The 13,476-nt window shown below is 40.2% G+C and carries 15 protein-coding genes; 11 read left to right on the top strand and 4 right to left on the bottom strand.

Features of this window, described 5'->3' with window-relative positions; translation table 11 throughout:
* Window positions 1-14 precede the first annotated feature (14 nt).
* From BM161_RS11825 to BM161_RS11790, 8 genes are all read left to right on the top strand, one after another.
* On the top strand, window positions 15-953 hold the full coding sequence (locus BM161_RS11825; RefSeq protein WP_074932957.1) for a glycoside hydrolase family 43 protein: 939 nt from the start codon (window positions 15-17) through the stop codon (window positions 951-953).
* A 129-nt stretch (window positions 954-1,082) separates the two neighbouring features.
* Window positions 1,083-1,289: a hypothetical protein gene (locus BM161_RS11820; RefSeq protein WP_074932955.1), complete on the top strand. Its 207-nt coding sequence runs from the start codon at window positions 1,083-1,085 to the stop codon at window positions 1,287-1,289.
* Window positions 1,290-1,365: 76 nt separating this feature from the next.
* Window positions 1,366-2,337: a glycosyl hydrolase gene (locus tag BM161_RS11815; protein ID WP_074933034.1), complete on the top strand. Its 972-nt coding sequence runs from the start codon at window positions 1,366-1,368 to the stop codon at window positions 2,335-2,337.
* A gap of 67 nt (window positions 2,338-2,404) precedes the next feature.
* Window positions 2,405-3,592 carry an iron-containing alcohol dehydrogenase gene (locus BM161_RS11810; protein WP_074932953.1) on the top strand — a complete coding sequence of 396 codons (1,188 nt, stop codon included), beginning with the start codon at window positions 2,405-2,407 and terminating at the stop codon, window positions 3,590-3,592.
* A gap of 11 nt (window positions 3,593-3,603) precedes the next feature.
* Complete coding sequence (locus BM161_RS11805; RefSeq protein ID WP_074932952.1) at window positions 3,604-4,533, top strand: DMT family transporter; 930 nt, start codon at window positions 3,604-3,606, stop codon at window positions 4,531-4,533.
* Window positions 4,534-4,640: 107 nt separating this feature from the next.
* Window positions 4,641-5,489: an ABC transporter ATP-binding protein gene (locus BM161_RS11800; RefSeq protein ID WP_074932950.1), complete on the top strand. Its 849-nt coding sequence runs from the start codon at window positions 4,641-4,643 to the stop codon at window positions 5,487-5,489.
* 9 nt (window positions 5,490-5,498) lie between these two features.
* On the top strand, window positions 5,499-6,185 hold the full coding sequence (locus BM161_RS11795; RefSeq protein WP_074932948.1) for an ABC-2 transporter permease: 687 nt from the start codon (window positions 5,499-5,501) through the stop codon (window positions 6,183-6,185).
* Window position 6,186: 1 nt separating this feature from the next.
* On the top strand, window positions 6,187-6,564 hold the full coding sequence (locus BM161_RS11790; RefSeq protein ID WP_074932945.1) for a GntR family transcriptional regulator: 378 nt from the start codon (window positions 6,187-6,189) through the stop codon (window positions 6,562-6,564).
* On the opposite strand, the gene BM161_RS11785 is transcribed toward BM161_RS11790, so the two are convergent.
* Both BM161_RS11785 and BM161_RS11780 read right to left on the bottom strand, forming a co-directional pair.
* Complete coding sequence (locus tag BM161_RS11785; protein ID WP_074932943.1) at window positions 6,546-8,252, bottom strand: HD domain-containing phosphohydrolase; 1,707 nt, start codon at window positions 8,250-8,252, stop codon at window positions 6,546-6,548. The genes BM161_RS11790 and BM161_RS11785 overlap by 19 nt on opposite strands.
* Window positions 8,253-8,288: 36 nt before the next feature.
* Window positions 8,289-9,206, bottom strand: a complete 918-nt coding sequence (locus BM161_RS11780) for an alpha/beta hydrolase (RefSeq protein ID WP_074932942.1) — start codon at window positions 9,204-9,206, stop codon at window positions 8,289-8,291.
* Between the two features lie 109 nt (window positions 9,207-9,315).
* Between BM161_RS11780 and BM161_RS11775 the strand changes: the two genes are divergently transcribed.
* Together BM161_RS11775 and BM161_RS11770 are read left to right on the top strand one after the other, a co-directional pair.
* Complete coding sequence (locus BM161_RS11775; RefSeq protein ID WP_074932939.1) at window positions 9,316-9,858, top strand: NUDIX hydrolase; 543 nt, start codon at window positions 9,316-9,318, stop codon at window positions 9,856-9,858.
* Between the two features lie 70 nt (window positions 9,859-9,928).
* Complete coding sequence (locus BM161_RS11770; protein ID WP_074932938.1) at window positions 9,929-10,849, top strand: prohibitin family protein; 921 nt, start codon at window positions 9,929-9,931, stop codon at window positions 10,847-10,849.
* Between the two features lie 22 nt (window positions 10,850-10,871).
* On the opposite strand, the gene BM161_RS11765 is transcribed toward BM161_RS11770, so the two are convergent.
* Window positions 10,872-11,285: a cytidine deaminase gene (locus BM161_RS11765; RefSeq protein ID WP_074933032.1), complete on the bottom strand. Its 414-nt coding sequence runs from the start codon at window positions 11,283-11,285 to the stop codon at window positions 10,872-10,874.
* Between the two features lie 71 nt (window positions 11,286-11,356).
* Here BM161_RS11765 and BM161_RS11760 point away from each other — a divergent pair, with 71 nt between their 5' ends.
* Complete coding sequence (locus BM161_RS11760) at window positions 11,357-11,770, top strand: hypothetical protein (RefSeq protein WP_074932936.1); 414 nt, start codon at window positions 11,357-11,359, stop codon at window positions 11,768-11,770.
* Between the two features lie 27 nt (window positions 11,771-11,797).
* Here BM161_RS11760 and BM161_RS11755 read toward each other — a convergent pair whose 3' ends face one another.
* Entirely contained in the window at window positions 11,798-13,177 is a 1,380-nt protein-coding gene (locus BM161_RS11755; protein WP_074932934.1) for a YARHG domain-containing protein, read from the bottom strand.
* Window positions 13,178-13,476: the final 299 nt, after the last annotated feature.

Raw genomic sequence — 13,476 nt, 5'->3', positions numbered from 1 at the left:
TAGGAGTAAAAAAAATGAGCGAACAGACTGAAGGAAAAGACTTTCACAAAAATCCGATTATCAAGAATATTTATACAGCAGACCCAGCCCCAATGGTTTACGGGGATACACTTTATCTTTATACAACCCACGATGAAGACAAGCTTGTAAACAATTTTTACACAATGTATGACTGGAGATGTTTTTCTACAAAAGACATGGTGAACTGGACAGACCACGGTAAGATTTTTTCTCTGGATGATATTGAATGGGCAGATGACAGAGCGTGGGCTCCACAGGCAATTGAGAGAAACGGAAAGTTTTATTTGTATTGCCCGGTTCATAAGAAGAACGGCGGCATGGCAATTGCTGTAGGCGTTTCGGATAATCCTGCAGGACCTTTTAAGGATATCGGTAAACCTCTTGTAGATGAGGGTGATTGGAACGATATTGATCCAACAGTTTTTATTGATGATGACGGACAGGCTTATTTGTATTTTGGAAATCCTGAATTGCGTTATGTACTTTTAAATGAAGATATGATTTCTTATGATAAAAAAACTGGCGTAGTGAAAGTTCCAATGACAGAAAAATCTTTTGCAAAGGGAAGTCATAATACCGGTACAACTTATGGTGAAGGGCCATGGTTTTATAAACGCAACGGTCTTTACTATATGGTTTATGCGGCATTTGCAGAAGGCGAAAAACGTAATGAGCATCTTGCATATTCAACAGCTAAGACTGCGCGCGGTCCTTGGGAGTATGGTGGAGTTTTAATGGAAGAGGGACCTTGTTTTACAAATCATCCTGGAATTGCAGATTTTAAGGGACACTCATATTTGTTCTATCATACAGATGAACTACCGGGCGGTAGTTTGTTCCATCGCAGTGTTTGTGTCGCAGAGTTTAAATATAACGATGATGGATCAATTACTACAATCAGCAAGTGCGACGGTGTAAGTGCAGTAAAATGATAGAATAGGCGTTTTGTGGAGTTTACATTTCACGTACGATTTTTGACATTTCGTGTTCCTCCGTTTTCCGTGTTGAAGAAAATCATGTTAAAATGATTATCAGAAATACCGGCTTGCGGAGGAAAAACTATGGCTGAGGAAATTATTGAAGAAACAGAAATCAGACCAGATGGTTCTAAAAGGATTGTAAAGCGCACCGTGGAAAAGGGCGTTTCATTTGGTTCTGCACTTGCAATGGTAATCAGTTTTGTAACCTGGAAGTCAATATTGTGGGCAATAATTCACGGAATGTTCGGCTGGGCCTACGTTATTTATTATTTTATCAGATACCGTTAGTAAAAAGCTGATATTTAAGATTTTTTTCTGATGTAATTTAACAAATCTGCAGGTAAAATAATTACTTAGAATGAAAATGGGAAAAAGATTTATGGCAATTATTTTACCTGCGTTTTTGATTTTCTCTTCTTGCAGAAGCACTAAGGTTACTGCAGCTGCTCCTAATGTGAGCAGACTGGAATTGAAGGGGCGCAACGCAAAGACAACTGCGGTGTTCAATTATATCCGCGACAATTTTGGAACTACGATTATTTCTGCTCAGCAGGAATCTACCTGGATGGGGACGCCGGATTATGAGATGGACTACCTTCAGAACGTGACCGGAAGGCTTCCTGCAATGCGCGGCCTTGATTTTATAAGCAACGATTTTGACGGTGTTGCTGAGCGCGCAATTGAATGGGACAGAAAGGGCGGCCTTGTTACAATCTGCTGGCATACTGGTGTAGAAATCAGTGGATACAATGAATCGAAAAAAGAACACCCGGATTTTAAAAAGCTTTTGACTCCGGGAACAGAAGAATATAACACTCTGATGAACAGCTGGGATCGCGCAGCAAAAACTCTTCAGTACCTGCGCGACCAGAACGTGCCTGTGCTCTGGAGACCCTTCCACGAATTTGACGGACGCTGGTTCTGGTGGGGTAAGGGTGGATCAGAAAACTTTATCAAACTCTGGCGTCTGATGTATGAAAAGTTTACGAATGAATATCAGCTTGATAATCTGATTTGGGTGCTGGGCTACACCGAGTGGGTGAGCAAGGGCTGGTACCCTGGTGATGAATATGTAGATATTGTCGGCTCGGACAATTACGATAAGTCAACAAATAAGGGTGCCTGGAACAAGCTTGCAAAACTTACTTCAAAGCCAATGGCCTTCCACGAATGTGGAATGGTTCCGTCTGTAGAACGTTTTGAAAAAGACGGCACTTACTGGTCCTGGTTTATGATCTGGCACACCACCTGGCTCACAGACAACAATTCTGAAAATCTTAAGAACGTATTTAACAGCGACAGAATAATTACTCTTGATGAACTTCCAAAGTTTTAAAACTTTTGCTGTGCCCCGTCCCAGGCAGGAAAAAATATAATATGCTATAAATCCAGATGGAGGAAATATGTTCGATTTCAAATATTTTACACCAACAAAGGTGATGTTCGGTAAGAACGCAGAAGACAAGGTTGCCCAGCTCATTCAGGAGTTTGGCGGTAAAAAGGTTTTGATTCATTATGGCGGAGGAAGCGTTATTCGTTCAGGCCTTATGCAGAAGGTAACTGACCAGCTCGACAAGGCCGGCATTCCTTATGTAAAACTAGGAGGTGCTGTTCCAAATCCGCGTTTGAGCCTTGTTTATGAAGGAATCGAACTTTGTAAAAAAGAGGGAATTGATTTTCTTCTTGCTGTAGGCGGGGGGAGTGCAATTGACTCTGCGAAAGCTATCGGCTATGGCGTTATGAACGATGGAGATGTCTGGGATTTATATGATTATAAAAAGCAGGCTAAGGCAAGCATGCCTCTCGGTGTAATTCTGACACTTGCGGCTACTGGTAGTGAGATGAGTGATTCATCAGTAATCACAAAGGAAGAGGGACTTGTAAAGCGCGGTTATTCAAGCGACTACGGACGTCCAAAGTTTGCCATCCTCAATCCTGATCTTACAATGACACTCCCTGATTATCAGACAGCCTGCGGTTGTACAGATATCATGATGCATACAATGGAACGCTATTTTACAAACGGTGGAAATATGGAGCTTACAGATTCTATGGCAGAAGCTCTTTTGCGTACAGTAAAAGAGCAGGCAAAGATTCTTGTAAAAGACCCGAATAATTATGAAGCACGTGCTGAAGTAATGTGGGCCGGAAGCCTTTCTCACAACGGTCTTACAGGCTGTGGAAATGACGGTGGCGACTGGATGACTCACAAGCTTGAGCACGAGCTTGGCGGACTTTATGATGTTGCGCACGGAGCAGGTCTTGCAGCAATCTGGGGAAGCTGGGCACGCTATGTTTATAAAGACTGCCTTCCACGCTTTAAGCGCTATGCAATCAATGTAATGGGTGTTCCTGCCAACGCCGGTACAGATGAAGAAATTGCTCTTAAGGGAATTGAAGCAATGGAAGATTTCTATCGCGAAATCAACATGCCGACAAACCTTAAGGAACTTGGTGTAAATGCAACTGATGAAGACCTTGCTCTTATGGCTCATAAATGTGCTGTCGGTGTAAACGGAGCAAAAGGTTCAGCAAAACTTTTACACGAAGAAGATATGCTGGCAATTTACAAAATGAGCAGAAAAGATTAAAGTCTTTCATTATGAATAAAAACAGTCAGAAGGCGTGGGGAATTATCCTCGCCGCCGTATCTATCTTTTTCTGGGGAATTACTTTTGTCTGTACAAAGTATCTCCTCAGAGATTTTTCTTCACTTGAAATTCTTTTTTATAGATTTATTTTTGCTTATCTCGGACTCTGGGTGATTCATCCAAAGTTCGAGAAAATTGAAATGCGCGATAATATTCTGTTTGCCCTCGCAGCTCTGACCGGAGTTGTGCTTTATCAGCTTACAGAAAACATCGCAATCAATTATACAAACGCATCTAACGTAAGTGTCATCGTAAGCATCTGTCCGCTTTTTACCGCAATCATCAGTCAGATTTTTCTGAAGGAAAAACATCTTTCATTCTGGTTCATTATTGGTTTTGTGATTTCCATTAGCGGAGTTGCTCTTGTCTGCTTTAATGGAAATACAGCACTTGAGTTTAATCCTAAGGGAGATGTTCTTGCGCTGATGTCTGGAATCTGCTGGGGCTTTTATTCAATGATAGTTTCAATTTTGAATAAAAGAAATTATTCAGCAGTTGGTGTTTCCCGCCGAATTTTCTTTTTCTCTGTTTTGATTATGATTCCGCTTTCGCTTGGAAGCTGGGGCTATACAAATTCGCATCCAGGAACTACTTCCTTCTTTTTCTCTTTTAATAAAGCTTTGAACGCTGCTCGTTTTTCAAATCCTTTGAACTGGATAAATCTTTTGTTCCTGGGTGTAGTTGCTAACGGCATCTGCTTTACAATCTGGAATAAATCCTGCCAGATTCTTGGCACTGTTAAAGTAAACTGTGCGATTTATCTTATTCCTGTAGTAACAATTATTTTTGCCTTCTTTGTGCTGGGTGAAAAAATCACATTGCTTGGTGGAATAGGAGCACTGGTTACAATTACCGGACTTTTCATCAGCGAGAAAAAATAGACCTTTTTTTCAGATAAAAAAAAAACTTGACAGTCTCCTGTAAGTGTTATATTGTGTATATACAATATACACAATAAACGTTGTGTTATAAACGGGAGATGTATCAAATGAATCTTATTGAAATCAATGGACTGTGTAAGAACTTTGAATCCTTCCAGCTTAAGAATGTAAGCTTTTCTCTGGAAGAAGGTTATATCATGGGCTTTATTGGCCGTAACGGCGCTGGTAAATCTACCACACTCAAGACCATGCTCAATTTGATGAAAAATGACGGTGGTGAAGTAAAACTCTGCGGCCTTTCAATTCCAAAGGATGAACTGGAAATTAAAAATCAGGTAGGCTATGTTTTTGGCGGAGTTGATTTTTATCCTGAAGCAAAAATCTCACGTATCACAAATGTAACAAAATCTTTTTATCATGAATGGGATGATGTCCGTTACAAAGAACTTTGCGAACGTTTTGAAATTGATCAGAATAAAAAGTTCAAACAGCTTTCTGCCGGAATGAAGGTAAAGTATTCTGTTGCAGTTGCAATGAGTCATAATCCAAAACTTTTAATTCTTGATGAGCCAACCAGCGGTCTTGATCCTGCAGCCCGTGATGACCTTGTACTTCTTTTTCAGGAATTTGTTGAAGACGGTGCACACTCAATTCTTTTTTCAACTCATATTACAAGCGACCTTGAAAAATGTGCCGACTATATCACCTATATCAAACAGGGCCAGATTCTTGCAAGCACAGACCGCGACTCATTCCGCGAAAGTTATATCAGTGTAGCAGGAAAGAAAGATCAGCTCACACCGGATGTTGAGCCTAAGATTATCGGACTTCATACACATCAGCTTGGTTTCGAAGGCCTTATGAAAACTGAAGATAAGGCGCTGGCAGAGAAGGGCGGTTTTGAAATGGCATCGCCAACTCTGGAAGACATTATGATTCACATTGAGCGCAGATAGGAGAGAAACATGAAATCAAATACATTAAAACTTTTGAAGAAAGAGCTTTGCCTTGGTAACGCATCGCAGACTGTAATCTGGACAATCTGCTGTTTTGGAATGTATTTTATTCCAAGCTACCCGATGTACGTTGGACCTTTTTATATGACACTGTGCATCATGATGACCTTTGCCTTAAATCAGTCATCACATGATATTCTGTATACAGTGCTGCTTCCGGTAAAGAAGATTGATGTGGTAAAGGCACGCTTTATGTACTGCGGAATGATGGAAGTATTTGCCTTTATCAGTGCCCTGCTTGGATGGTGTATTCGCACTGCAGCAGGCTTTCCTGCAAACACTGCCGGCATTGAATTGACCCTTGCTTATTTTGGATTTCAGATGATTATATTTGCAATTTTCAATCTGATTTTTCTTGGTAATGTTTATAAGGATCCGCTTAAGCCAGGACTTCGCTATATTGCAGCAGCTGTTGCATATTTTATCTGTTACGCAGCCTGTGAGCTTCCGGTATGGGCATATTATGCAAATGCAGAAAATTCTCTTGCAAAAGTTGGAGAGCTCTTTACAAGCCGCGATACACAGTTTATTATTCCACAACTGATTATTCTGGCAGCAGGCATTGTAATTTATGCGGTAAGCTGGTGTCTTACTTTCCGCCGTGCAGCCCGCCAGTTTGAAAAGTACGATTTATAAGATGGATATAGTGTTATCGCAAAAAAGTGACAAACCAATTTATACTCAAATTTACGAGCAGCTCGCCGCTCAGATAATGAGCGGCGAGCTTGCTGCCGGCGAAAAACTTCCACCAATCCGCACTGTTGCCGTAAATCTGCGTGTAAGTGTAATTCCCGTAAAGCAGGCCTGGGAGCAGCTGGAGCGTGAAGGATTTATTTCCACTGCAGTTGGCCGCGGCTCTTTTGTCTGCGAGCTTGCCCATCACGAAATATCAGATAAACGTAACTCTGCCGCCGAAGACCTTATTGGCCGCGACGTAAAAGCCTGCCGCGAAATGGGCCTTTCCCTCGATGAGATTTTAGCGATAGTAAAGAAAAGTTATTCTTCAGAAGAGTAGTAAGCTTCCAGCTGAGGGCGCGCAGCCACGTAGTATTTTTCCAGCTTCTTATCAAAATGCTTTCCAAAGCTTTCCATCATAATTGAATCAGCCTTTTCAAAACTCATTGCTTCTTTGTAAACACGCTTACTTACAAGCGCATCATAAACATCAGCAATAGCCATAATGCGGGCTTCAAGAGGAATCTCTTCTCCCTTCAAGCCTTCAGGGTAGCCGGAGCCATCCCATCTTTCATGGTGATAATGAGCAACATTTTCTGCCAGCAGATGGAATGTTATATCATCAGTTCCCTTAAGTATCTCATGAACAATACGAGCACCCTCAGCTGCATGAGTTTTCATAATTTCAAACTCTTCATCTGTAAAACGGCCAGGTTTTCTTAAAACAGCATCATCAACCGCAATTTTTCCAAGGTCATGCATAGGAGCAGCCTTAATAATATTGTAACAAAAATCTGCTTCCAGCTTGAGTGCATCAGGAGCCTTGTCCTTTAAAATCTCATTAATCAGAATACTTACAACTTCGCTTGTTCTTTTAATGTGGCCGCCCGTAGAATTGTCACGGCTTTCTACCATGGTTGCCATACCAAGAATCAGATTGTTATGCATGTTAATAAGGTTCTGAGTTTTCTGGGTAACCTCATCACGAAGCTTGTCGTTGAAGCCGTTTAAGAGCGAAATATATTTCTGATCCTTTGTGTCATCAGAAATGTAAAGAATATAGCCCGTACGGTGATGGCCGTCGTACATTCTGTTAATTTCAATCTGATAAATTTTATCTTCGAAAGGCTTAAAGTAAATATTCTTCTGCTCGTTGATAATGTATTCTTTAATGTGCTTAAGAATACCGTCCCGAACTTCCGGGTTAGAGGAAGCAGATTTATCAACCTTAAGGTCATTCAGTTCCGGCATAATTTTTCTTGCCATAGAATTGCTGCCAAGGTAGTTAAAGCTGTCATCAAAAGAAACAAAGCCTGTCTCACCGTTCAAGGCATAAGACTCAATAACAGTTCCTGTAACATCACTTAAGGCAATGCGGCGCACAACCATAAGAATAGTTATGCCGTTAAGTGCGTAACTTAAAGGCATAAGATTAATTTCAGTTGGAATCAGTCTGTTTAAAAAGAAGGTTGCGATAGACAAAAACTCGCAGAGAAAGAGAAGTCGCAAAACCTTATAAGAAACACCTGGCCTTTTACGTACACTGTAAAAAATTACCGAGAGCGAAATAATCAGGTAAGAAATAATCTGAACGTAATAAACAGTGTGAAGAGGTCCATAAGTTTTTACGAGAGTAAAAATACCGTGTGAAATCTCTCCTGTAATACTTTTGTAGAAAACCGGCGAGTACCCGATTGTTAGAGATGACAGAAAAGATGCGAGGGTAAAGAAGAACAGGAGATTTCGGTAAAGCTTTTTAAGATTAATATCTGAAAGTTCAAAGATTGTATAAACCATAAAAAGGCTTAAGAAGCACCCGCCCACGTAAGTGATTTTAATGCCAACAATTGCTTCCCGAGTTTCAGTTGCAAGGTACTGAAACGTATAACCGAGAGTGGAAAGAGGAATCAGAAAAAAAATCAGTGTAATGTAAGGATTAAATCTCTTTCTGTAAATTACTGTGTATAAAACAGACAACAGTAAGGTAAATACAAAAATTGAGATATAATAAACTTTCAGATATATCATACTTTATTAAAACACCCCGGAAGATAGAATACGTTACTATTTTATAAGCGAGCGGAAGAAATTACATTCATCATCATTACAAACAACAGCTTCCGGAAGTTTAGGGTCGCAGTGGAAAACATGCCAGAGCGGTTTTTCCGGAGAACCGTAACAATGGAACTCATAACGAACACCCGCTGCTTCAAGCTTTTCTTTAATAATATCAGCCTGAGCAATCAAAAAATCTCCATGACAAGTCATTACAAATGAAGGAGGGAAATCCTTTGTAACATGATTTGCAGAATTTACAAGTTCAATTTCTTCTGCAGTTCCACCGTTAGGCAGGAAGCCGCTTCTCAAAAGCTTGAACATTGCCTCATTGTCATTAAGATCATATTTTCCGCAGTTTAAACCAACGCCGCGGAGAGTAAGATTTTTGTCTTTAATAAACTCAAAGTTTTTACGGAAATCTTGATTTGTGAGGGCAGCCGCGTACATAGACAAAAGATGTCCGCCTGCAGAATCACCAACAGCAAATACATTTCCAGTATCAAAACCATACTGAGCTGCATTGTCTGCAACAAACTGAAAAACCTTTTCTGTATCCTGCAGAGAAGAAGGGAATTTAGCTTCAGGCGCAAGACGGTAAGAAAAATTTACAACCGCAAAATTGCGCTGAGCAAGGCGCATACAGTACCACTGATAGCGTTCCTTATCACCATAAACCCAGCCGCCGCCGTGAACACTGATAATTACAGGAAGCTTTTTGAGCGAGCCGTCTTCTTCAACCGCAGCCTTAGGGCGGTAAACATCCAGCAGCTGCCATTTGCGTAAACGCTTATCATCGCCATAAAGAATATCATCATAGCGCATAATGTCTGCTGGGGTAGTCTGGCCGGCGTCTCTTCTTTTGTCTGATGACCCAAATTCATGCCTGATTTTTCTAGAACCAATAAACTGCAAAAGTGTTGTCATAATGCCTCCGTACAACATTATTATTATACCACACAATCAATGGAACTCAAAAAAAATCGTATAATCAGCCTTCTTGCTAGAGCGGGGCCTGCTCGTTACAATAAAAAATATGAAAACTCTGGTAAATACAACACTCTGCTATATAGAAAAAGACGGCTGCTACCTCATGCTGCACCGTACAAAGAAAGAAAACGACTACAATAAAGATAAATGGATTGGAATCGGTGGCAAGTTTGAAAACGGCGAGTCTCCTGAAGACTGTGTGCGCCGCGAAATTCGCGAGGAAACCGGCCTGATCGTAGAGCCCGAAGACCTGGAGTACTGCGGAATTGTAACGTTCGTAGATAAAAGTGAACCCGCGGTGGTTGAGCCTGTCGAAACCACCACTTCTTACTACACTGAGTTCATGCACGTTTTCCGTACCCGTAAATTCTTCGGTACCCTCCTTACCGACTGCAACGAAGGCGACCTTGAATGGGTCCCGATTGAAAAAATAAACGACTTGCCGCACTGGGAGGCCGACGAAATCTATCTGGACTTCATCGCAAAAAATCATCCTTTCTTTTCACTTAAGGCAGTTTATAAGGACTGTAAGCTCATAGAAACCTATCTTAGCGGAAAAGAATATAAACATATTTTTGAAAAAAAATAATTTTTTTTATTGTCACATAAATCATTTTTTATTATTTTAAGCGTAGAAATTAAAATTTGGAGGATGACTTATGAACAAAAAGCTCATCAAAAATCTTGTTTTGTGCGGTGTAATCGGACTTCTTGCTCTGGTTACAATTCTTAATTCTTGTACGGTGATTTCTCCGAATGAACGTGGCGTAAAAGTAACACTTGGTCAGGTACAGGGAGATGTTCTTCAGCCGGGAATGAATTTCCACGCTCCGTTTATAACAACAATCCGTAAGTTCCGTCTGGAACCAAAAACTTACGAAGTTTCTTTCTCTTGCGGACAGGATGGTGCAATTACAAAAGATATGCAGACTGTAGGAAGTACAGTAGCAGTTCGATATATTTACGATGAAAAGCGTATTATGGATATTGTAACACGCTATCAGAATGATGCGGTAATTCAGGGAGCAATGCGCGATAACGTAAAGGCTTCTCTTAAGGAAACTGTTGGTCAGTATTCAATTTATGACCTTGTTGAAAAACAGAATGAAGTTACTTCAAAGGTTGCAACAACAATGCTTTCCCGCATGGCAGATTATCCAATTGATATTTCACAGACAACCATTACAAACTGGGACTGGTCTGATGACTTTGATAAGCAGATTAAAGAAACTGCAAACCGTGCTCAGGAAGTAAAAAAGGCAGAACAGGATCTTAAACTTGCTGAACAGAATGCTCAGAAGCAGGTAAAAGAGGCTGAGGCTAAAAAGGCTGCCATTGAGCAGGAAGCAGAAGCCGCTCTTATTAAGGCTCAGAAAGAAGCAGAGGCTAAAAAGGTAGAAGCTGATGCCCTGGCATATTACAATGCAAAGGTTGCACAGAACTATCAGGTAGAAATTAAGCTTAAGGAACTTGAGATTGAACTTGAACGTGCAAAAAAATGGGATGGTCGCCAGGTTCCAGAATATGTTCCACTTACTGCAGCAGGTGGTATTGTAAACCTTCCTGCCGCAAAGAACTAAGGCTCAGGGCCTTACGGCCCGGTTATTTCAGACTAAAGCTTTCTGGTAAAAGCTCTGCAAGGGTGAACAGTTTCTGTTCACCCTTTTTGTTTGCCAGAATAATCTTAAAATCCTTGCTGCAGAACTCGCTGAGCACCTGTCGGCAGATACCACACGGCGGGCAGAATTCTTCAAGAACCGGAGAGCCGTCAGCACCTTCCGGGCCCCCCACAATCGCAATGGCTTCGAAATCGCGCACGCCTTCACTTACCGCCTTAAAGATCGCCGTGCGCTCCGCACAGTTTGTAGCTCCGTAAGTAGCATTTTCAATATTGCAGCCGGTCCAGATTTTTCCGTTTTTATCAAGAAGCGCCGCACCCACATGAAAGTGAGAATAGGGCACATAAGACATCTTAGTCATTTCAATTGCTTTTTGTACAAGTTCGTCGTAATTCATATGTGTAATTCTATCACATTTTTGTTTTATTTCATCAAAAATATTAGTATACTTTAAATAAGGAGACCACAATGGCAAACGAAGTACAAATCAATCAGGCCCTCAGCCTCACAGACCAGCTTATCTCAGAACTCGACCAGGCAGAACGCCAGCTTTCCTCTGCCCGCAACTGGGGCTTCTTAGATGTCTTGGGCGGCGGCCTCATCACAGACCTCATCAAGCATTCAAAGCTCAATAACGCCAAACTTTCAATGGAACGTGTAAACTATCTCCTTCAGGAACTCAAGCGTGTTCTCGGCGGAATCAGCATGCCGGGCGACTACAGCATGAACGTAGGCGGCTTCGAAACCTTTGCCGACTTCTTCTTCGACAGCGGCATCGTAGATGTATACATGACCGCCAAAATCATGAGCAGCCTTAACGAAGTCCGCAGCCTTAAAAACAGATGCTACGAACTCCGCAGCCGTCTCGCAAGCGCAAGATAATTAGACGCAATCAATCATTTCAGATTTTCAGTATTGTGACGGATCAATCGTTCTTTTGACGAAATTGTTCAGATTCTTATCAAAATAAAGGATTACTGAATCGGTGGTATGTTTTCCTGCATCTGTAAAAATCTGAAATGAAAGATATGATTTGTTATCATATTCAATTTTCCAGCCATAAAAACTTTGTGATTTTATTGGATATGTAATTTGCTTTGAGTTGTCTCTGATAATATAGTCATCAATAAAAAGATAAGGTTTTATATCATTGTTATCAGCAGTATAAATTAACCCCTTTGTAATCAGTGAACTATTTTCTTTGTTCTCAGAATAGGCAAACTTAAAAATCCTGTTTTCAAAATTAAGAGTCTTGATTTTATAAGTTTCATTGCTGAAATATTTATCAAGATAATTATTATTTTTTCTACGTGCTTCTTCCTGCATGATTAATTCAAGATTCTTTTTCTCATTTTCATTGAAGGTGTCGTCGTAAACTTTCTGAGTTGGTTTATACCACTCGGAACAGTACTTTTGCAGCCATGTGTTTATATCTTCAGACTTAAAGATATTTCCGTATGCAGCAAACATTAAATTTCGCAATATACGAAGTTGAGAATCAGAATAGTAAAGCAGACTGTTTTCACTGATAATATAATCTCTAAAATACCAGCGTCGTTCGGGATTGATAACTCTTAAGCTGACTAAACAGTCGGGAACAGAATCAAGCTGAAGGAAGATTTCTGATTCGAGTTTAGGGTAAACATTTGTTTTTGTAATCGTTATTGAATCTTGATTTCTTTGGATATCGCTGGCTTCTAAGTTTTCAAGTTGAATTCCGTTAATCCAGATATCATCTGTTTTATTGGTAATTGTAATCACCATCTCACCAATGCAGTCTTTCCAGGTAGCGCCGGTTCCGTATAAGTAATCTGCAGAAGAAGAAATGCCATAAACTCCGTAAGGGACAGAGTATTGAACTTCTGTTGTTGTAATTTCATTTGACTCGAAAGTAATTGAACGTACGTACCACTTTGTTATTACCATATAGTCATTCAATGGTTCAGGAGTCTTTAAAATTCTTACAGCAAAATCATTTGATTTGCCATTTACTTTAGAAGAGAAAGAATAAAAATCATCATTAGTAGGTTGAAGATGTTTCCATTGCGGAAAGCCAACTTCTATTGTTTCTGTGGGGCCATAGTTTTTGAAATAAAATTTTACATTGATATCATAATAATCTTTATACAGTGTAAAATTGATTTCCTCTTTTTCCATCTTAATGGATTCATGTTTTGTTTTTGAAAGAGGAAGAACTGATCCTCCGGAAACTCTTGTGTACGCATCATTTGAATATAAAAAAAATGTTGAAAAAATGAATATTACTAACCAAACAAAAACTTTTCTCATGGTTCCCCCAGTTTTTAGTATCTGTATGATTATAATATCTTTTCCATCTCAATGCATACCCAGTCGTGAGATATCCACATTAGTCCATATATTTCAGCGCAAGTGCGAGATAACTTATTTTTTATTATACTTCTCTTGACAAAAAATTTTATTCTCACTAGATTGAAAACATCAACGAGCGGTTGCATCCTCGCACGCTTTTGAAATTCTTTTTTATGGAGGTCACTCCCATGGATAACAGTGTTGTGTATTTTGATTATAAGTGCGGAATGATTCTCCCTACCGCAAAAGAGAATTAA

This window comes from Treponema bryantii, from assembly GCF_900113965.1.
In the GTDB taxonomy this organism is placed as follows: Bacteria; Spirochaetota; Spirochaetia; order Treponematales; family Treponemataceae; genus Treponema_D; species Treponema_D bryantii_A.
Note: the sequence above shows the minus strand (reverse complement) of the source record. Positions and strands in the feature narration are given on the sequence as shown.